Genomic DNA, 18520 nt, shown 5'->3' with positions numbered 1-18520 from the left:
ACGCGCCCAATGCCATGCCGCGGGGCGCGCCACCCGGCTGGATTTCGGTTACGCTCGCATCGTGTCCAACACCGATGCTTCCACCATGTCCATGGCCCCGGAGCACTCTGACGAGTCTCCCATGACCGGCAGTCACAGGGGCCCCCAGTTTGAGCCGACCCATCCTGTGGCCAAGGCGCCCTCCGGCACCCCGCCGGTCACCGTCGATGGATTCGTGCGGGAGTTCCTGCACGAACTGAACTCCAACCAGGGCGTCTCGCTGGCCAATTCCAGCGTCAACGACCAGTACCTGGCGCTGGCCTCCACCGTGCGCAACTACCTGATGGCCCGCTGGCTCGAGACCGAGCGTGGCCAGCAGGAGAACCCGCACAAGGTGGTCGGCTACCTGAGCGCCGAATACCTGCTCGGCCGCCAGCTGGGCAACAACCTGCTCTCCAGCGGCCTGATCGACATTGCCGAAGAAGCCCTCAACCAGTGCGGCATCGACTTCGCCGTGATGCGTGCGCAGGAGGTGGAGCCCGGCCTCGGCAACGGTGGTCTGGGACGTCTGGCCGCCTGCTTCATCGATTCGCTGGCCACCATGAACGTGCCGTGCATCGGCTACGGCATCCGCTACGAGTTCGGCATCTTCCGCCAGACCTTCGTCGACGGTCGCCAGGTGGAGCAGCCCGACAGCTGGCTGGCCCTGGGCTGCCCCTGGGAGTTCGCCCACCCCGAGCACGCCGTGCGCGTCAACTTCGGCGGCCGCACCGAGAAGACCACCGACGCCGAGGGCAACGAGAAGACCACCTGGATCCCCGACTGGAACGTCCAGGGCGTGCCCTACAACTACATGGTTCCCGGCTACCTGAACGGCCGCGTGAACACGCTGCGCCTGTGGAGCGCCCAGGCCAGCAAGGCCTTCGACCTGCAGATCTTCAACTCCGGTGACTATGCCGACGCCGTGCGCGCCCGGACCTTCGCCGAGAACATCTCCAAGGTGCTCTACCCCGAGGACTCGACTCCCCAGGGCAAGGAGCTGCGCCTGCAGCAGCAGTACTTCTTCGTCGCCTGCTCGCTGGCCGATTTCATCAACCACCAGCTGGAGGAGGGCTTCGACCTCCACAACCTGCACGAGCGGATCATCTTCCAGCTCAACGACACCCACCCGGTGATCGCGGTGCCGGAGCTGATGCGCATCCTGATCGACGAGAAGGGCTTCGGCTTCGACGAGGCCTGGGAAGTCACCCAGAAGTGCTTCGCCTACACCTGCCACACCCTGCTGCCGGAGGCCCTCGAGGTGTGGCCGGTCTCCCTGCTGGGCAAGCTCCTGCCGCGCCACCTGGAGCTGATCTACCAGATCAACGACCAGTTCCTGGACGAGGTCCGCAAGAAGTACGGCAATGACGAGATGCGCGTTCGCCGCATGTCGATCATCGCCGAGCACCCCGAGCGCGCCGTGCGGATGGCCTACCTGGCCACCATCGCCGGCTCGAAGGTGAACGGCGTGGCCGCCCTGCACAGCCAGCTGCTGCGCGACAAGGTGCTGCCCGACTTCAACGAGTTCTACCCGGGCAAGTTCACCAATGTCACCAACGGCGTGACCCCGCGTCGCTTCATCCGGCTGGCCAACCGCTCGCTGTCCACCCTGATCTCCGACTCCATCGGCAAGGGCTGGGTCAACAACCTGGAGCGGCTGCGCGAGCTGGAGCCCTATGCGGAGGACGTCGAGTTCCGCAGGGCCTTCCGCGAGGTCAAGCGTGAGAACAAGCTGAAGCTTGCCAAGCTGCTCGAGCAGCGCGACGGCATCGTGATCCCCGAGGACCACATGCTCGACGTGATGGTCAAGCGCCTGCACGAGTACAAGCGCCAGTCGCTCAAGCTGCTGCACGTGGTGACGCTCTACAACGAGATCATCACCGGCAAGCTTGATCCCGCCGACGTCCAGGGCCGCACCGTGCTCTTCGGTGCCAAGGCCGCCCCCGGCTACAAGATGGCCAAGGACACCATCCACCTGATCAACAAGGTGGCCGAGGTCGTCAACAATGACGAGCGGGTGCAGGGCAAGCTGAAGGTGGCCTTCCCGGCCAACTACAACGTCACCCTGGCCGAGAAGCTGATCCCGGCCGCCGAGCTGTCGGAGCAGATCTCGCTGGCCGGCATGGAGGCCTCGGGTACCGGCAACATGAAGTTCGCCCTCAACGGCGCGCTGACCATCGGTACCGATGACGGCGCCAATGTCGAGATCCGCGAACTGGTCGGCGACGACCACTTCTTCCTGTTCGGCATGACCGAGCCGGAGGTGGCCGAGCTGGGCGCCAAGGGCTACGAACCGGGCTCCTACTACGAGGGCGACGAGCGGCTCAAGGGTGCGATCAACCTGATCGCCTCGGGCGCCTTCTCCGACGGAGATCGCCGTCTCTTCGAGCCCATCGTGTCCAACTGGCTCAACAGCGATCGCTTCATGACGCTGGCCGACTACGCCTCCTACATGGATGCCCAGGCCCGGGTGGAGGCCTACTACGCCGATGAGGAGGCCTGGACCCGTTCCGCGATCCTCAACGTGGCGCGCAGTGGCTACTTCAGCTCCGACCGCTCCATGAAGGACTACATCCGCGACATCTGGCACACCCCGCCGGTCCTGTGACCGGCGCCCGCCAGGGCCGCTGACATGAACAACGGCGGCTCCCCCGAAATGGGGGAGCCGCCGTTGTCGCGTCTGCGCAGGCCTCGCCGGTGGCGGATGCGCCGGCTGTCAGAACTCCAGCTCGTCGCGGTCGCTCGAGGGCAGGTTCTCCGCCTCGGGCAGCGCTTCCTCGAAGTCGTCGACCACCGGGACCGGGGCCACCGACGCAACCTCGCAGCGCAGCAGCGTCACGCTGCGGCCGGGCAGGTCGAACTCCTGGCCCGGGGCGATCGGCGACTCGGGGAGCTCGGCGCGGTGCGCGGTGGAGGCCACCACCTGGTAGCTGTCGGCCCAGGGGGCGCCGGGCAGCCGCACCAGGACATTGTTGGCGGCCCCGTTGAAGAAGGTCAGGAAGGCCGATTCGGCATCGGAGCAGTACATGCCCAGGTGGCGACGACCGCCGTCGTGCCACTGCTCGTCGCGCATCTCACCGTCCCAGCCGTCCAGCCAGGCCAGGTCGAAACGTCCCAGTCCATTGCCCTCGGCGTCCAGCACCTCGGAGTGGTCGCGGAAGCGGCTGGGCCTCAGCGGGGCAAAGTCGCGCCGTGCCTTGAGCAGTGTCGAGGTCAGCTCCGACAGGTCGCCCCACTGGTCCAGGGTGTCCCAGTGGACCCAGGAGATGGGGGAGTCCTGGCAGTAGGCGTTGTTGTTGCCGCCCTGGGTGCGTCCCAGCTCGTCACCGGCGGTGATCATGGGCACGCCCGAGGACAGGATCAGCGTGGCCATCATGTTCTTGACCTGGCGGTGGCGGAAGTCGTTGATGCCCTCGTCGAGGGTCTCGCCCTCCCAACCACAGTTCCAGGAACGGTTGTCGTCGGCCCCATCGCGGTTGGCCTCGCCATTGGCATCGTTGTGCTTGATGTCATAGGTGGTCAGGTCACGCATGGTGAAACCGTCGTGGGCGGTGATGAAGTTGATGCTGGAGTCCAGGCCGCGTCCGTCACGGTTGAAGATGTCGGGCGAACCGGACAGTCGGGTCGCCAGCGTCGCGACGCCGTGGGTGGCGCCGCGCCAGAAGTCGCGCATGAAGTTGCGGTACTGGTCATTCCACTCGCTCCAGTTGGGGCCCCAGTTGCCCACCTGGTAGCCGTAGGGACCCATGTCCCAGGGCTCCGCGATCATCTTGATGCCCTCGAAGGCGGGATCCTCGGCGATGCGACGCTTGAACTCATGGTCCTGGTCGACGTGGTGGTTCTCGTCGCGAATCAGGGTGGTGGCCAGGTCGAAGCGGAAACCGTCGACGCCCATCTCCTGGACCCAGTACCTCATGGAGTCGATGACCATGTTCAGCACGCCGGGGTGCGAGGTGTCGACCGAGTTGCCGCACCCGGTGACGTCGTAGTCATTGCGCAGGTCATTGGTCAACCGGTAGTAGCCGCGGTGGTCCAGGCCACGGAAGCTGAGCGTCGGACCCTCGTGGCCACCCTCGGCGGTGTGGTTGTAGACCACGTCGAGGATCACCTCGATGTCGTGCTCGTGCAGCTTGGAGACCATGTCCTTGAACTCCTGGACCTGCTCACCCAGGGTGCCCACCGACGAGTAGGCGGCGTGCGGGGCGAAGAAGCCCAGCGTGTTGTAGCCCCAGTAGTTGGTCAGCCCTCGGCCGACGATGAAGGGCTCGCTGACGAAGTGGTGCACCGGCAGGAGCTGCACGGTGTTGATGCCGGTCTCCACCAGGTAGTCGATGACCGCGTCGTAGGCCAGGCCGGAGTAGGTGCCGCGCAGGTGCTCGGGCACCGACGGGTGCAGGTTCGTGTAGCCCTTGAGGTGGGTCTCGTAGATCACGCACTCCGAGAGCGGGCGGCGACGCTCGATCGGCGTGGGGGCGGGGGAGTCCGCCACGACCACGCTCAGCGGCACCGCCTCGGAGGAGTCGCGCGGATCCGGCTCGTAGTTGGAGCCCACGACGTGGTCGAGGATCGGCCCCGAGTAGTCCACCCCGGCGGTGATGGCGCGGGCATAGGGGTCCAGCAGGAGCTTGGCCGGGTTGAAGCGCATGCCCGCGTCGGGATTCCAGTCACCGTGCACGCGGAAGCCGTAGCGCTGTCCGGCGACGACATCGGGAACGTGCACGATCCAGACGCCGTCGGGATTGCGCGCCATGTCGATGTTGTGCTGCGAACGATCGTCCGCCACCAGCGACAGCTCGACGCGGTGGGCACGCGGGGCCCACAGGGCGAAGCGGCAGCCACCGTCTCTCAGTTGTGCGCCAAGGATCGAGGAATCGACCGGGGAGGGAGTCTCTTCGTTCATGTCTTCTGTTCGTGCCTAACTTCCGGCGGCCGGACCTGCCCGGCTCAGCCCTGCAGACGGGGAGCGGCATCTGACCGCCCCCGGTCTCGGTGTAGTGGCCCCAGGACACGCACCAGTTGGGTGGTGACATGGTCAGGGCACAGCGTCCCATGATGCCACCAACAGCAACGATAGGTGCTATCGGTTGCTGTGGATGCCATGAGGCAACGGTTTCAGCAAGTTCCATCCTGCGCCGTCCCGACGCCGGGTCACGGTAGCGTCAGGACCATGAACTCATCAGCAGTCCAGAGTGAGCCACGTGTCTACCTGGACCATGCGGCCTCGGCACCGCTGAACCCGAGAGCGGCCGAGGTGATGCTGCGCCATGCCAGCCGCATCGGCAATCCGGCCGCCCTGCACGGCTCGGGCCGGGCCGCTCGAGCCCTGCTGGAGGATGCCCGGGAGCAGCTGGCCGAGGCCGTCGGTGCCCATCCGACGGAGGTGGTCTTCACCTCGGGCGGTTCCGAGGCCGACTCGATCGCCCTGCACGCGGGCGTGCAGCGCCCGGCACATCGCAGTGTCCTGATCGGGGCCACCGAGCACCCCGCGGTCGCCACGGCCCGCCTGCGCATGCCCGGCGTCGACGTGCTGCGCTGTGACCGCGACGGCCTGTGCGACCTGGAGGACCTGGAGCGCCGCCTCTCGGCGTCCACCGCGATGGTCTCGTTGATGAGCGTCAACAACGAGACCGGCACCGTGCAACCACTGTCACGGGTCGCCGAGCTGGCGCACTCCCACAGCGCCTGGCTGCACACCGACGCGGTACAGGCGCTGGGCCACACACCCCTGGACTTCGCCGACAGCGGCGCCGACCTGATGAGCCTGTCGGGACACAAGGTGGGCGCCCCGGTGGGCATCGGTGCCCTGTTGGTGCGCCGAGACCTGGAACTGGCCCCCTGGGGGCTGGGGGGAGGCCAGGAACGAGACATCCGCTCCGGCACCCAGCCGGTGGTGCTCGCCGCCGCCTTCGCGGCCGCGGCGCAGGATGCCGTCGAGCACCTCGACAGGGAGCACGCCCGGCTGAAGGAGCTGCGCCAGCACCTGGTGGAGCGTGTCCGTTCCACCATCACGGGGTGCTTCGTCAACGGCTCCGACGAGGTCAGCCCCGCCATCACCAATGTGACCTTCGACCAGACCCGCGCCGACGACGTCCTGCTGCTGCTCGACCAGGCTGGCATCGACTGCTCCACGGGGGCCGCCTGCCGCGCCGGGGTGCACCAACCCAGCGACGTGCTGCTGGCGATGGGGCGCACCCTGGAGCAGGCCAGCGCGTCGATCCGCTTCAGCATGGGGCCCCAGACCACGCTGGCCGAGGTCGACCGGTTGTGTGACGAGTTGCCCGACGTCGTCTCCCGGGCCCGCACCGCGCACGCGAGCTCCCAGCAGGACTGAGCGCCGGGCTAGCATGGGCGGCCTGTCGTAGGGAGGGTGCTGCATGAAGGTGCTGGTTGCAATGTCGGGCGGGGTGGACTCGTCGGTCGCCGCAGCGCGCATGGTGGCCGCCGGTCACGAGGTGACCGGGGTGCACCTGGCCTTGAGCAAGAACCCGCAGAGCTTCCGCACCGGTGCCCGGGGCTGTTGCTCGCTGGAGGACAGCCATGACGCCCGCCGGGTGGCCGACCGGTTGGGGATCCCCTTCTACGTCTGGGACCTGAGCGACCGGTTCCGGGCCGACGTGGTGGACGACTTCGTCGCCGAGTATGCGGCCGGACGCACCCCCAACCCGTGCCTGCGCTGCAACGAGAAGATCAAGTTCGCGGCCGTGCTGGAGCGCGGCATCGCGCTGGGTTTCGAGAAGGTGGCCACCGGTCACTACGCCCGGCTGGTGGAGGGGCCGCACGGGGTGGAGCTGCACCGTGCCGCCGACGCCGCCAAGGACCAGTCCTATGTGCTGGGCGTGCTGGACCAGCAGCAGCTGGCCCACTCACTGTTCCCGCTGTGCGACGTCCCCAAGAGCCAGGTGCGTGCCGAGGCCAGGGAGCTCGGGCTGGGAGTGGCCAAGAAGCCCGACAGCCACGACATTTGCTTCATCCCCGACGGCGACACCGCCGGCTACCTCGAGCGCGCCCTGGGCGCCGATCCGGGCCGGATCGTCGACGAGGACGGCGTCCAGGTGGGGGAACATGATGGTTTCCACCAGTTCACCATCGGCCAGCGACGTGGCCTCAGGCTCGGCACTCCCGCCCCCGATGGCCAACCGCGCTTCGTGCTGGACATCGAGCCGGTGACCAATACCGTCACCGTGGGCCCGCGCGCCCATCTGGCGGTGGGCGTCATCGAGGGCATCCGCCCCACCTGGAGCCAGGGGCTCGTCGCCGGGCCGTGGCGAGGACTCGCCCAGGTCAGGGCACACGGGGAGGCCATGCCTGCCACCATCAGCGCCGACGAGAGCTCCATGCGGGTGGAGCTGGACGAGCCCGCCACCGGCATCGCCCCCGGCCAGGCCGTGGTGGTCTACGACGGGGACAGGGTGGTGGGGAGTTCCACCATCGCCAGCACCACTCGCGTACGGGAGGGCGCCTGATGCATGCCACCTCGGTCGGATCGCTGCCCGGCAGGGACATGCCCGGTGCGCTGGGCTTCGTGCTCGGCAGCTTCCAACACGCCTGGTTGCCCGAGCTGCCCGCGCGCGGGGTGGGTGCCGACATGGTGGGGCGTACCGCGGCCATGCTCGACGGGCTCGACGTCGACCTGCAGGCGCAGGGCTGGCGCTTGGGATCGGCGGGCATCGACCACGGCCGGGCCAAGGGCCTGCTGCGCCATGACCTGGACGACCTGGAGGAGGCCGCCCAGCACTTCACCGACGTCGTGACCCTCACCCTGGCCGGCCCGTGGACCATGGCTGCCTGCCTGGAGCTGCCCCGCGGCAACAAGGTCTTGGACGATCCCGGAGCCCGACGGGACCTGGCCGAGAGCCTGGCTCTGGGGGCGTCCTCGCTGCTGGCGGAGATGCGACGACGCCTTCCCGCCATCACCTGGCGCGCCCAGCTGGACGAGCCCCTGCTGCCCGCCGTGCTGGCGGGAAGCGTGCCCACCGCCTCGGGATTCGGCCGGCTACGAGCCGTCGACCGGCCACAGGTCAGCGAGCTGCTGGGCCGGGTCACCGCCGCGTTGCGGGAGCAGGTTGACCAGGTGGCCTTGCACGGCTGCGCCGGGTGGCGGGGCCTTGGGGGAGTGGACACCGACCTGTTGGGGCGCAGCGGCGTCGACGTGCTGGGCCTCGACCTTGCGCTGCTGGAGGGCTCGGACTGGGACCGCCTGGGGCCGTGGCTGGAATCGGGGCGTGGACTGCGGTTGGGGGCGGCGCAGACCGCCCGTGCGGATCAGCTCACCAGCACGGACCAGGTGGTGGATCGCTGCCTGGCGGCGCTGCGTCCGCTGGGAATGGACCCCCACGTGCTGGAGCGTGGACTGTCGTTGTCCACCGCGTGCGGCCTGGCCGGGTGGAGCACCGGCGCCGCGGCCGCCCAGCTGGAGCAGCTGCTGGCCGCCGTCGACCTGCTGGGCGAGCAACTGGCCCGGTGAGCCGCCCCGGCAGACCGGCCAGGGTGGGCTGGGGACTCGTACGGCTGGGCTAGGCTGGCCGGGTGCGTGGCTTCTCCGATCTCAACCTGAACGGGCCCACTCCTGCCCGGGTGCAGCCCAAGGTGGGGGAGTGGGGACCCGAAGACGTTCCGACCACCCAGGCGAAGAAGCGCCAGCGGATCTGGGCCAGCCTGGCCTTCATCCTCGCCCTGGCCGCGGTCTGTGGCCTGGGCTGGTACTTCTACAAGATCCTCAACGGCGGCGCCTGAGGCTGCTGCTGGCGCCTGATTGCCTCACGCGTGAGGCTGGGTCGCGCCGGGAATCCCCAGTGCCACCAGGTGCTGCAGCCGTCGCAGCTCGGAGGGCAGGAATTCCGGCCCTCCCGAACGGCCCAGCACGATGCTGCGCTGCTCGTCGACGGGGCAGATGGCCACCATCGTCTCGCGCCAGTGCGGCAGCCAGTCCGCCGGGAGTTCCTCGTGCCGGGCCTGGTCCAGCGGCATCAGGGCGGCCACGACGGTGTCCACATCAGGGGCCCGGGTGCTGCCCAGCACCACGCGTGCGTCCGTGCGGTCGAGCATCGCCGCCCACTGGGAGTGGAAGACCCGCGGGGCTTCTTCCACCAGCGTCTGGGCGGCCTGCTGCGGATCGGCGAGCATGCGGTCGAGGGCCTTGACGTCACCGGCCAGTCCCCAAGCCTCCGGAGTGCGTGAGACCCACAGCACCGAGACACCGGGCAGTTCATTGCAGGCACCGACGATGGACTCGATGAGCCCGCCGGGCGCGACGCTGAGCAGGAAGTCGTCGATGACCCAGCCGTCACCCTTCTCGACGATCTTGATCGCCGCGATGTCGGCCTCTTGGGTGCCCATCGCGGTGGCCACGACGCCAAGGGCTCCCGGCCGGTCCGGGAGCTGGATTCGGAGCAGATGCATTGTTCCATTCTGACAAGTCGAGCGGCCCTCGCGCGCCAATGCAGCGCCCGTGGACGTGTCGCGCCCGGAGGCGCTTCGGGCCCGGCGTGGACTTGCCCGTGCTGGCCACTAGGATGCTCGGGTGCCGAGAACGGCACTTCCGAACGACATCTCCAGGAGTGACATCGTGGCCCTGACGCCAGATGACGTGGCCCGCCTCGCGGGCCTCGCGCGGATCGAGTTGAGTGCCGAGGAGCTCGAGCGGTTGGCGCCCCAGCTGGACCTGATCCTCGAGTCCGTCGCCAGTGTCTCCGAGGTGGCAGGTGACGACGTGCCCGCCACCTCGCACGCCCTGCCACTGAGCAATGTCTTCCGCGACGACGTGGTGGAGCCGTCCATGACGCCGCAGCAGGTGCTGGCCGGGGCCCCCGCAGCCGAGGACGATCGTTTCCGTGTGCCCCGCATCCTGGACGAGGAGGCCTGATGAGCGAGATTGACACCGCGCAGATCCTGACCGCCACCGCCGCGCAGCTGGGGGAGTGGATTGCCGCGCAGACGGTCACCTCGGAGCAGGTGACCCGCGCCTTCCTGGACCAGATCGAGGCCGTCGACGACCAGGTCAACGCCTTCGTCAGCGTCGACGCCGAACGCGCCATGGAGCTGGCTCGTCGCGTCGACCAGCGCATCGCCCAGGGCGAGCAGCTCGGCCCACTGGCGGGCGTCCCGGTCGCCGTGAAGGACCTGCTCTGCTACGAGGGGCTGCGCACCACGGCCAGCTCGCGGATGCTGGAGAACTGGATCCCGCCCTACAACGCCACGGTGGTGAACCGTCTGCTGGACGCCGGGCTGGTCATCCTGGGCAAGACCAACCTCGACGAGTTCGCGATGGGTTCGTCCACCGAGACCTCCTGGTTCGGCGCCACCCACAACCCGTGGGACCTCGATCGCACCCCCGGTGGTTCCGGTGGCGGTTCGGCCGCCGCGCTGGCCGCCTTCGAGGCGCCGCTGGCCATCGGCACCGACACCGGCGGTTCCATCCGCCACCCCGCCGCCGTGACAGGGACCGTCGGGGTCAAGCCCACCTACGGTGGGTCGAGCCGCTACGGCATCATCGCGATGGCCTCCAGCCTGGACCAGCCCGGCCCCTGTGCCCGCACGGTGCTGGACGCCGCGCTGCTGCACCAGGTGATCGCCGGACACGACCCCAAGGACTCCACCAGCATCGACGCGCCGGTGCCGCCGGTGGTGGACGCCGCCCGCGCCAGCGACGTGAAGGGCCTGCGCATCGGCGTGGTCAAGGAGTTCGCGGGCGAGGGCTATGCCCCGGGCGTCGAGCAGCGCTTCAACGAGGCCGTCGAGCTGTTGCGTCAGGCCGGGGCCGAGGTGGTCGAGGTGAGCTGCCCCAACTTCTCCTACGCCCTGCCGGCCTACTACCTGATCATGCCCAGTGAGGTCAGCTCCAACATGGCCCGCTTCGACGCGATGCGCTACGGCCTGCGCGTGGGCGACGACGGCCAGCACTCCACCGAACAGGTGATGCGACTCAGCCGTGGCGAGGGCTTCGGTGACGAGGTGAAGCGTCGCATCATCATCGGCACCCACGCGCTGTCGAGCGGCTACTACGACGCCTACTACGGCTCGGCCCAGAAGGTGCGCACCCTCATCCAGCGCGACTTCGACGCCGCCTTCGAGCAGTGCGACGTGCTGGTGAGCCCCGCCACGCCGAGCACGGCCTTCCGGCTGGGGGAGCACCGCGACGATCCGGTCGCCATGTACCAGGCAGACCTGTGCACCGTGCCGTCCAACATGGCGGGCAATGTCTCTGCCTCCTTCCCCGCGGGGCTGGCCCCCGAGGACGGGCTGCCGGTGGGCCTGCAGGTGATGGCCCCGCCGATGGCCGACGAGCGCGTCTACCGTGTGGGCGCCGCGCTGGAGGCCCTGCTGAACCAGAGCTGGGGCGGCGAGCTGCTGCAGCAGGCCCCGCTGCTCGACAAGACCCTGACGAGGAAGGCCGCACAGGCATGAACGACGAACTGATGGACTACGACGAGGTGCTGGAGCGCTTCGACCCGGTTCTGGGCCTCGAGGTGCACGTGGAGCTGAACACGGCCTCCAAGATGTGGTGCGGTTGCTCGGCCGCCCCCGGTGGCGAGCCGAACACCCGCGTCTGCCCGGTCTGTCTGGGGCTGCCCGGATCGCTGCCGGTGGTCAACGGCAAGGCCGTCGAGTCGGCCATCCGGATCGGGCTCAGCATCAACTGCCAGATCGCGGAGTTCTCGCGCTTCGCACGCAAGAACTACTTCTACCCGGACATGACCAAGGACTACCAGATCAGCCAGTCGGACGAGCCGATCTGCCACGACGGCTGGGTGGACGTGGAGGTCGACGGCCAGGGCTTCCGGGTGGAGGTCGAGCGGGTGCACATGGAGGAGGACGCCGGAAAGAGCCTGCACATGGGCGGGGCCGGCCGCATCCACGGAGCCGACTACTCGCTGATGGACTACAACCGCGCCGGCGTGCCGCTGATGGAGATCGTCACCCGTCCCATCATGGGCACCGGCCGCTACGCACCCCAGGTGGGGCGTGCCTACATGTCCTACCTGCGCGACATGATGAAGGCGCTTGGCGTCTCCGAGGCCCGCATGGAGCAGGGCAACATGCGTTGCGACGCGAACGTCTCGCTGATGCCCAAGGGCTCCGACGTGCTGGGCACCCGCACCGAGACCAAGAACGTCAACTCCTTGAAGTCGGTGGAGGGTGCCCTGCGCTACGAGATGATGCGCCAGGGCGCCATCCTCGCCAAGGGTGGCAAGGTCAAGCAGGAAACCCGCATGTGGCACGAGGATGGTGAGTACACCACGCCGGGACGTTCCAAGGAGCAGGCGGAGGACTACCGCTACTTCCCCGAGCCCGACCTGGTGCCGATCACCCCCAGCCGGGAATGGGTGGAGGAGCTGCGCGCCACGCTGCCCGAGCCGCCCGCCGAGCGTCGCAAGCGCGTCATCGAGCAGTGGGGCCTGTCGGAGCGTGAGATGGGCGACATCGAGGCGGTGGGTGCGCTCGACCTGATCGAGGCCACCGTCGAGGCCGGGGCCAAGCCGCAGGCCGCCCGCAAGTGGTGGCTGGGCGAACTCGCCCGCCGCGCCAATGAGGCCGACGTCGCCCTGGACGAGGTGGGCATGAGCCCGGCCCAGGTGGTGGAGCTGCAGCGGCTCGTCGATGCCAAGACCATCAACGACAAGCTCGCCCGTCAGGTCATCGAGGGCGTCATCGCCGGCGAGGGCGAACCCGCCCAGGTCGTCGAGCAGCGTGGTCTGGCCGTGGTCAGCGACGACGGTGCGCTCTCGGCCGCCGTCGACGAGGTCATTGCCGCCAATCCCGACGTGGCCCAGAAGATCCGCGACGGCAAGGTCCAGGCCGCCGGCGCCCTGATCGGTCAGGTCATGAAGGCGATGAAGGGCCAGGCCGATGCCGGCCGCGTCCGCGAGCTGATCATGGAAAAGCTGTCCTGACAGACACCAAGCACCCGAGTTCTCCCACACCTCGCCAAAAGGAACCACGTTCGTGAGCAGCACCGCCGTCGGCACCCCTCCCATCCGCCCCGAGGACGAGAGGGTGCCGGTGGCGCAGGCCTTCCTCTACGGCTTCCAGCACGTCCTGAGCATGTACGGCGGCGTGATCGCCGTTCCGCTGATCGTCGGCACCGCGGCCAAGCTGCCCGCCGACGAGGTGGGCATGCTGGTGGCCGCGGCCCTGTTCGTCTCGGGTCTGGCCACCCTGCTCCAGTCACTGGGCCTGCCGGGACTGGGGGCCAAGCTGCCCCTGGTGAACGGGACGACCTTTGGTGCGGTCTCCACCATGCTGGCGATCCTGGCCAGCGGTGGGGGCATGCCGGTGATCTACGGATCGGTGATCGTCGCCGGTGTGGTGGGCTTCCTGCTGGCACCGCTGTTCGGCCGCATCCAGCGTTTCTTCCCGCCGGTGGTGACCGGCACGATCATCACCGCGATGGGCATCTCGCTGCTGCCCGTGGCCGCCGGCTGGATCACCAACCAGGCCGAGGGCGGGGCCTCGCTGACCAATCTTGGCCTGGCCGCCTTCACGCTCGCGGTGGTGCTGGTGTGCACCCGCATCGGCCAGCTGGCCAGGGTGGCGATCCTGGTGGGAATCGTGGCCGGCACGCTGCTGGCCAGCCTGCTCGGCGAGGCCGACTTCAGCCAGGTGGGGGAGGGGGCCGTGCTCGCCCTTCCCAAGCCCTTCCACTTCGGCGCCCCCCAGTTCGAGATCGGCGCCATCATCTCGATGACCATCGTCATCATCGTGACGATGATGGAGATCATGGCCGACCTGTTCGCGGTGGCCAAGGTGGTGGGCACCGACGTCGACGAGAAGCGCATCGCCGACGGGCTGCGGGCCGACATGCTGGCCACCGTCGTGGCGCCGGTCTTCAACTCCACGCCTCCCACCGCCTTCGCCCAGAACGTGGGCCTGGTGGCCGTCACCAAGGTGAAGTCGCGCTACACGGTGGCCGCCGGCGCGGTGCTGCTGCTCCTGTTGGGCATCTTCCCCCTGCTGGGACGGGTGGTGGCCAGCGTGCCCTCGGCAGTGCTGGGCGGCGCCGGTGTGGTGCTCTTCGGCTCGGTGGCCGCGGCCGGTATCCAGACGCTGCAGCAGGCCGACTTCGAACGCGGCAACAACATCTTCGTGGTGGCGACCTCGCTGGCACTGGTGATGTTCCCCGTCGCGGCGCCCGATTTCTACGCCCAGCTGCCCACCTGGTTGGGCATGATCCTGGGCTCGGGCATCTCGGCCGCGGCGCTCAGCGCCGTGCTGCTGAACCTGCTGCTCAACGGTCGCCACGCCAACCGTGGTGAGCTGGGCGACGAGATGGAGGCCGTCCCGGCTCCCGAACCCTTCGAGAACTGAGCCCGCAGGGCGACTCAGATCCCGAAGCTGGCCGCCCGCAGCTGGGCCACGGCCTGCTCCGGGCCGTGCAGTTCCACGGCGGCATGGCTGCCCCGGCCGAAGGCGAACAGCAGCAGTTCCGAGGGCAGTCCGTGGACCTCGACGCTGGGCTGGCCGGGCTTGAGCACCGTGGAGCGGGCTGGTCCGTCGGTGCGCACCGCCACCACGCCCACCGGGGCGCCGCGCAGCAGGGCAGGCCCCAGGGACGCCAGTCGTGTGGCGCACAGGGTCTGGGCCGCCTGGCCCAGCCGTCGCGGGGCGGCGCCTCCCGGCTGGGCCCGGCGCACGTCCTCGTGGTGCACGAAGTACTCGGCGGCATTGCCCTGCTGGTCCACCCCGGGCAGCCGGAAGGGGGAGTGGCGGGCCGGGCCACGGCGCACCTGGGCCACCAGCTCGGCAAAGCCGTGGCGGCGGATGGCCCGCTCCATTCGCTGCTGGGTGAGCGTGGCCAACGGTTCGGTCAGGATGCCGGGCAGGGCCACCGGGTCGTTCTCGCGCACCCACAGGTGGGCGGCCAGGTCCTGCGTGCTCCAGCCGTCACACAGCGTGGGGGCGTGCGGCCCCAGCTGCAGCAACAGGTCACACAGTGCCAGGCGTTCGTCGCGGGAGAATGTCATGTCTTGATGGTAGGCACGACTGGTCAGTGGTCGTGGTCGGGAAGCGCAGGTGACATCGGCCACAATGGAGCGCATGGCTCTCACCCCGGAACTGGCAGCACGCCTCAAGCGCAATCCCGACGGGCTCGTCCCCGCCGTCGTCACCGACGCCTCGACTGGCGCCGTGCTGATGCTGGCATGGATGGACGACCACGCGCTGGAGCTGACCCTGAGCACCCGCAAGGCCACCTACTGGTCGCGCAGCCGCGGTGAGTACTGGGTGAAGGGCGAGACCAGCGGACACACCCAGCACGTGCGCGAGGTGCGCCTGGACTGCGACGGCGACACCCTGCTGCTCACCGTCGACCAGACCGGCGGGGCCTGCCACACGGGTGATCGGACCTGCTTCGACGCCGACCTGCTGCTGGCAGAGGAGGACGCGCAGTGAACAGCCCCCAGACCCTTCCGGTGACCCCGGACCTGGCCGGCTTCCGGGCCCAGGCCGACGCCGGACGGCGCGTGATCAGCGTCCATGCCCGCCTGCTGGCCGACGACCTGACCCCTGTCCAGGTCTATGACCGGCTGTGCGGCAGCCGGGAACTGACCTACCTGTTCGAGTCGGCCGAGGCCGGCGCCTGGTCTCGGTGGAGCTTCATCGGGGTCGGTGCCGCCGCCGCGCTCACCGAGCGTGACGGACAGGCCCACTGGCTGGGACGTCCCCTGGCCGGCCTGCCCGACCAGGGCGACCCGCTGGAGGTGCTCAAGCAGACCCTGCAGATCCTGCACACCGAACGGGACCCGCAGCTGCCCCCCTTCGTGCAAGGCATGGTGGGCTACCTGGGCTATGACATCGCGCGACGGCTGGAGACGCTGCCGGACAGCTGCGTCGACGACCTGCGGGTGCCGGAACTGGTGATGATGCTGGCCAGTGACCTGGTGGTGCTCGACCACCACCTGGGCGAGGTGTGGGTGGTGGCCAATGCCATCAACTTCGACGACTCCCCGGCCCGGCTGGAACAGGCACACGCCGAGGCCACCGATCGGGTGTGGGCCATGGTGGACCAGCTGGCCCAGCCCAGCCGGCCCCTGCTGTCGGTGCAGTCGGAGCCGAGCCTGCCGCAGGTGGTGCGCCAGTGCAGCGACGAGGACTTCGAGCAGGTGGTGCTCGAGGCCCAGGAGCAGATCCGGGCCGGCGAGATCTTCCAGGTGGTGCCCAGCCAACGCTTCGACGTGCCCACCGGCGCCGATGCCCTGCAGATCTACCGCGCGCTGCGCCACACCAATCCCAGCCCCTACCTCTACCTGATGCGGCTGCCCGGCTTCGACGTGATCGGCTCCAGCCCCGAGGCCCTGGTGACCGTCAACGACGGCATCGCCACCACGCGCCCGATCGCCGGAACCCGGCCGCGGGGAGCGACGCCCGCCGAGGACCACGAGCTGGAGCTGGAACTGCTGGCCGACGAGAAGGAGCGCTCCGAGCACCTGATGCTGGTGGACCTGGGGCGCAATGACCTGGGCCGGGTGTGCGAACCGGGCAGTATCGAGGTGACCGAGTTCATGCAGGTGCGCCGCTACAGCCACGTGATGCACCTGGAGGCATCCGTGACCGGCCGGGTCGTCGAGGGGTTGACCGGCCTGGACGTGATGCTGTCCTGCTTCCCGGCCGGAACGTTGTCCGGGGCGCCGAAGGTGCGCGCCATGCAGATCATCGACGAGCTCGAGTCCACCCGTCGCGGGGTCTACGGGGGAGTGGTGGGCTACTTCGACTTCGACGGGAATGCCGACGCCGCGATCGCGATCCGCACCGCCCTGCTCAAGGACGGGGTGGCCCACGTCCAGGCCGGGGCGGGCATCGTGAACGACTCGGTGCCGGCCAACGAGAACCTCGAGTGCCAGAACAAGGCGCGCGCCGTGCTCAATGCGGTGGCGCGCGCCGAGGCACTTCACCCCGTGGGAGGCCAGGCGTGAAGCCGAACCAGCTCAGGCTGGCCGGTTGGCTGGCGGTGGCGCTGTCCGCGATCCTGGCGATCGTGCTGGCCAAGGACAGCGGGGAGCAGGGCGCGGTCGCCCGCGCCTGCGGATGGGCGCTGCTCGCCGCAGTGGGCGCCTCACTGCTGCTGCGCGTGTGGGGGCGACGGCTGGTCGCCCTGCTGGAGGTGGGGCTGGGGGCCGGGCTGGTGCTGATGGTGACCAACGGGCAGGGCGCCAGGCTCCTGCTGCTGGCCGCGGGCCTGGCCGTGATCGGCGCGGCGGTGCAGCTGGGCACCGCGCACCTGTGGCCGCAGCGCTCGTCGCGCTTCGAGCGGGGAACGGCCGCGCCGCAGCGCCCCACCAGTGACCTGGAGATCTGGAAGGCGCTCGACGCCGGACTTGACCCCACCGCCGATGGATTTGGCGATAGTCTCGACTCGCGGGAAACTTCTTCCCAGCAGACTCGCCAGCCGCGCCCCGCAGCGTCGGGGGCCGACCAGGAGGACCAATGAGCCACGTGGGCAACCAGATGACTTCGTCGAAGACCCCCAAGCTGAAGGTCAAGCACGATCGACAGCTCCACTACGAGGAGGGCAAGTCGCCCGCGGCCTGGGCCGGCACCTGGATCGCGATGGCCGGCTTCCTGGCCCTGACCTACTTCGCCAGCTTCGGCTTCGCCAAGTTCGGGTGGACCGCCATCATCGTGTGCTCTGCCATCGTGCTGATCGGCGGTCTGGTCACCCTGTTGATGAAGGGTGCCGGCTACGGCACCCCGGCTCGCGACCTGTGACCGGGACAGTCCTCGACCAGATCATCGTCGGCGTGCGCGCCGACCTCGAGGAGCGTCGTGCCCGCACCAGCCTGGCGGACCTGGAGCTGCGCATCCAGAACCGTCCGCCGGCACTCGACGTGCTGCAGCGGATGCGCGAGCCCGGCCTGTCCGTGATCAGCGAGGTCAAGCGATCGAGCCCGAGCAAGGGCGCCCTGGCCACGATCGACGATCCGGCTGCCCTCGCCGCCCGCTACGAGCAGGGCGGCGCCAGCGCGATCAGCGTGTTGACCGAGAAGCACCGCTTCAACGGCAGCCTCGCCGACCTCGACGCGGTGCGCGAGCGGGTCTCGATTCCGGTCCTGCGCAAGGACTTCGTCGTCGACGAGTACCAGGTCTGGGAGGCGCGTGCCCACGGCGCCGACCTGGTCCTGCTCATCGTTGCGGCGCTGGACGATTCCCAGCTGGCGAGACTGCACCGGCTGGTGGTCGACCTGGGCATGACACCCTTGGTGGAGGTGCACACCGAGGAGGAGGCCCGTCGGGCCGCCGATCTTGGTGCCGAGCTGGTGGGGGTCAACAACCGCAACCTCAAGACGCTGGAGGTTGACCTGGGCCAGTTCGGTCGGCTGGTGGGCCTGCTCGGCGACGAGACCGTGAAGGTCGCGGAGTCGGGCATCCTCAGCCCCGCCGACGCGGCCCTGGTGCACGGTCAGGGGGCCGACGTGGTGCTGGTGGGCGAGGCCCTGGTGCGCCATGGCAACCCGACCGAGGCCATCCGCGAGATGGTCGCCGCCGCAGGCACTCGCTGAGCACTGCGCAG

Annotated in this window: 17 protein-coding genes; 14 read left to right on the top strand and 3 right to left on the bottom strand. The window is 69.1% G+C overall.

The annotated features are described in order from the left end of the window. Positions 1-61 precede the first annotated feature (61 nt). The gene (locus ACOAMO_RS13770) at positions 62-2626 is read left to right on the top strand and encodes a glycogen/starch/alpha-glucan phosphorylase (RefSeq protein ID WP_420175313.1); all 2565 of its coding nucleotides are present in this window, start codon (positions 62-64) and stop codon (positions 2624-2626) included. Positions 2627-2734: 108 nt separating this feature from the next. Here the strand turns inward: ACOAMO_RS13770 and glgX are convergent, their stop codons facing one another. Then, positions 2735-4918, bottom strand: coding sequence for a glycogen debranching protein GlgX (glgX, locus tag ACOAMO_RS13765; protein ID WP_420175312.1), 2184 nt, complete (start codon positions 4916-4918; stop codon positions 2735-2737). A gap of 267 nt (positions 4919-5185) precedes the next feature. On the opposite strand from glgX, the gene ACOAMO_RS13760 reads away from it, so the two are divergent. From ACOAMO_RS13760 to ACOAMO_RS13745, 4 genes are all read left to right on the top strand, one after another. After that, positions 5186-6349: a cysteine desulfurase family protein gene (locus ACOAMO_RS13760; RefSeq protein ID WP_420175311.1), complete on the top strand. Its 1164-nt coding sequence runs from the start codon at positions 5186-5188 to the stop codon at positions 6347-6349. 43 nt (positions 6350-6392) lie between these two features. Then, the gene (gene mnmA / locus ACOAMO_RS13755; RefSeq protein ID WP_420175310.1) at positions 6393-7481 is read left to right on the top strand and encodes a tRNA 2-thiouridine(34) synthase MnmA; all 1089 of its coding nucleotides are present in this window, start codon (positions 6393-6395) and stop codon (positions 7479-7481) included. Further along, positions 7481-8482 (top strand): hypothetical protein, encoded by a 1002-nt coding sequence (locus ACOAMO_RS13750; RefSeq protein ID WP_420175309.1) that lies wholly within the window; start codon positions 7481-7483, stop codon positions 8480-8482. Before mnmA ends, ACOAMO_RS13750 begins: the two co-directional genes overlap by 1 nt. A gap of 62 nt (positions 8483-8544) precedes the next feature. After that, the gene (locus ACOAMO_RS13745; protein WP_420175308.1) at positions 8545-8751 is read left to right on the top strand and encodes a hypothetical protein; all 207 of its coding nucleotides are present in this window, start codon (positions 8545-8547) and stop codon (positions 8749-8751) included. 24 nt (positions 8752-8775) lie between these two features. Here ACOAMO_RS13745 and ACOAMO_RS13740 read toward each other — a convergent pair whose 3' ends face one another. After that, on the bottom strand, positions 8776-9417 hold the full coding sequence (locus ACOAMO_RS13740) for an amino acid-binding protein (protein WP_420175307.1): 642 nt from the start codon (positions 9415-9417) through the stop codon (positions 8776-8778). A 166-nt stretch (positions 9418-9583) separates the two neighbouring features. Between ACOAMO_RS13740 and gatC the strand changes: the two genes are divergently transcribed. Genes gatC through ACOAMO_RS13720 form a run of 4 tightly spaced genes read left to right on the top strand, consistent with a single transcriptional unit; the run spans position 9584 to position 14322 of the window. Then, the gene (gatC, locus tag ACOAMO_RS13735) at positions 9584-9880 is read left to right on the top strand and encodes an Asp-tRNA(Asn)/Glu-tRNA(Gln) amidotransferase subunit GatC (RefSeq protein ID WP_420175306.1); all 297 of its coding nucleotides are present in this window, start codon (positions 9584-9586) and stop codon (positions 9878-9880) included. After that, complete coding sequence (gatA, locus tag ACOAMO_RS13730; protein ID WP_420175305.1) at positions 9880-11421, top strand: Asp-tRNA(Asn)/Glu-tRNA(Gln) amidotransferase subunit GatA; 1542 nt, start codon at positions 9880-9882, stop codon at positions 11419-11421. The genes gatC and gatA overlap by 1 nt, the downstream gene beginning before the upstream one ends. Then, positions 11418-12908 (top strand): Asp-tRNA(Asn)/Glu-tRNA(Gln) amidotransferase subunit GatB, encoded by a 1491-nt coding sequence (gene gatB, locus ACOAMO_RS13725; RefSeq protein WP_420175304.1) that lies wholly within the window; start codon positions 11418-11420, stop codon positions 12906-12908. Before gatA ends, gatB begins: the two co-directional genes overlap by 4 nt. A 52-nt stretch (positions 12909-12960) precedes the next feature. Then, on the top strand, positions 12961-14322 hold the full coding sequence (locus ACOAMO_RS13720; protein ID WP_420175303.1) for a nucleobase:cation symporter-2 family protein: 1362 nt from the start codon (positions 12961-12963) through the stop codon (positions 14320-14322). A gap of 14 nt (positions 14323-14336) precedes the next feature. Here the strand turns inward: ACOAMO_RS13720 and ACOAMO_RS13715 are convergent, their stop codons facing one another. Beyond that, the gene (locus tag ACOAMO_RS13715) at positions 14337-14978 is read right to left on the bottom strand and encodes a TIGR03085 family metal-binding protein (protein WP_420175302.1); all 642 of its coding nucleotides are present in this window, start codon (positions 14976-14978) and stop codon (positions 14337-14339) included. Between the two features lie 73 nt (positions 14979-15051). Between ACOAMO_RS13715 and hisI the strand changes: the two genes are divergently transcribed. The 5 genes from hisI to trpC are packed head-to-tail and all read left to right on the top strand — an operon-like array spanning position 15052 to position 18509. Next, positions 15052-15405 (top strand): phosphoribosyl-AMP cyclohydrolase, encoded by a 354-nt coding sequence (hisI, locus tag ACOAMO_RS13710; protein WP_420175301.1) that lies wholly within the window; start codon positions 15052-15054, stop codon positions 15403-15405. Continuing rightward, positions 15402-16925, top strand: coding sequence for an anthranilate synthase component I (locus tag ACOAMO_RS13705; protein ID WP_420175300.1), 1524 nt, complete (start codon positions 15402-15404; stop codon positions 16923-16925). The genes hisI and ACOAMO_RS13705 overlap by 4 nt, the downstream gene beginning before the upstream one ends. After that, on the top strand, positions 16922-17440 hold the full coding sequence (locus ACOAMO_RS13700; RefSeq protein WP_420175299.1) for a Trp biosynthesis-associated membrane protein: 519 nt from the start codon (positions 16922-16924) through the stop codon (positions 17438-17440). The genes ACOAMO_RS13705 and ACOAMO_RS13700 overlap by 4 nt, the downstream gene beginning before the upstream one ends. Then, positions 17437-17718: an HGxxPAAW family protein gene (locus ACOAMO_RS13695; protein ID WP_420175298.1), complete on the top strand. Its 282-nt coding sequence runs from the start codon at positions 17437-17439 to the stop codon at positions 17716-17718. The genes ACOAMO_RS13700 and ACOAMO_RS13695 overlap by 4 nt, the downstream gene beginning before the upstream one ends. Continuing rightward, on the top strand, positions 17715-18509 hold the full coding sequence (trpC, locus tag ACOAMO_RS13690) for an indole-3-glycerol phosphate synthase TrpC (RefSeq protein WP_420175297.1): 795 nt from the start codon (positions 17715-17717) through the stop codon (positions 18507-18509). Before ACOAMO_RS13695 ends, trpC begins: the two co-directional genes overlap by 4 nt. Positions 18510-18520 lie beyond the last annotated feature (11 nt).

This window comes from Luteococcus struthionis (assembly GCF_048595755.1).
GTDB lineage: Bacteria > Actinomycetota > Actinomycetes > Propionibacteriales > Propionibacteriaceae > Luteococcus.
Note: the sequence above shows the minus strand (reverse complement) of the source record. Positions and strands in the feature narration are given on the sequence as shown.

Bases quoted from the DNA above. Each gene is read 5' to 3' on its own strand.
- glgX (WP_420175312.1), bottom strand. From the start codon at position 4,918: ATGAACGAAGAGACTCCCTCCCCGGTCGATTCCTCGATCCTTGGCGCA.
- ACOAMO_RS13760 (WP_420175311.1), top strand. From the start codon at position 5,186: ATGAACTCATCAGCAGTCCAGAGTGAGCCACGTGTCTACCTGGACCAT.
- mnmA (WP_420175310.1), top strand. From the start codon at position 6,393: ATGAAGGTGCTGGTTGCAATGTCGGGCGGGGTGGACTCGTCGGTCGCC.
- ACOAMO_RS13750 (WP_420175309.1), top strand. From the start codon at position 7,481: ATGCATGCCACCTCGGTCGGATCGCTGCCCGGCAGGGACATGCCCGGT.
- ACOAMO_RS13740 (WP_420175307.1), bottom strand. From the start codon at position 9,417: ATGCATCTGCTCCGAATCCAGCTCCCGGACCGGCCGGGAGCCCTTGGC.
- gatA (WP_420175305.1), top strand. From the start codon at position 9,880: ATGAGCGAGATTGACACCGCGCAGATCCTGACCGCCACCGCCGCGCAG.
- gatB (WP_420175304.1), top strand. From the start codon at position 11,418: ATGAACGACGAACTGATGGACTACGACGAGGTGCTGGAGCGCTTCGAC.
- ACOAMO_RS13715 (WP_420175302.1), bottom strand. From the start codon at position 14,978: ATGACATTCTCCCGCGACGAACGCCTGGCACTGTGTGACCTGTTGCTG.
- hisI (WP_420175301.1), top strand. From the start codon at position 15,052: ATGGCTCTCACCCCGGAACTGGCAGCACGCCTCAAGCGCAATCCCGAC.
- ACOAMO_RS13695 (WP_420175298.1), top strand. From the start codon at position 17,437: ATGAGCCACGTGGGCAACCAGATGACTTCGTCGAAGACCCCCAAGCTG.